The organism is Pandoraea sp. CB10b_02 (assembly GCF_002216225.1).
GTDB classification, from domain to species: Bacteria; Pseudomonadota; Gammaproteobacteria; order Burkholderiales; family Burkholderiaceae; genus Pandoraea; species Pandoraea nosoerga.
In genome coordinates, this window is record NZ_NJGW02000038.1 from 9,254 (window position 1) to 9,665 (window position 412).

Genomic DNA, 412 nt, shown 5'->3' on the forward strand with positions numbered 1-412 from the left:
AGCCACGGAAGCGAGCTGCACGGTCCAATGCCCGAGCGACATAAAAGCCTGAGATGCCATGGTCGACGACGATGTCGACAGCCTCTTTCGTGAAGTCGTCGACGACGGTCAGGCACTTCACGCGCCGGCCGTTGGAAAGCGCATCCATCACGAAATCGATTGACCACACCTCGTTGGGTGCGCCCGGCAATGCCAGTTGCTCGCGCTCAATCATGACGCCGTGGCGCTTGCGACGGCGCCGCACAGCCAACCCTGCCTCACGGTACAGGCGATAGATGCGCTTGTGATTGGCGTGCGTGCCTTCGCGTTCCACTAGGGCGTGCAGCCGGCGGTAGCCGAATCGACGACGTTCGTGCGCCAACTCCACCAGACGCGCCGCTAGCACTTCATTCTCGGGGTCCGGCTTCGCGTC

At 62.9% G+C, this 412-nt stretch carries 1 protein-coding gene; it reads right to left on the reverse strand.

Annotated elements, in window-relative coordinates:
• Nucleotides 1-412 (reverse strand): IS3 family transposase (locus CDN36_RS22005; protein ID WP_287497917.1); only part of this gene is annotated, 412 nt, incomplete at both ends.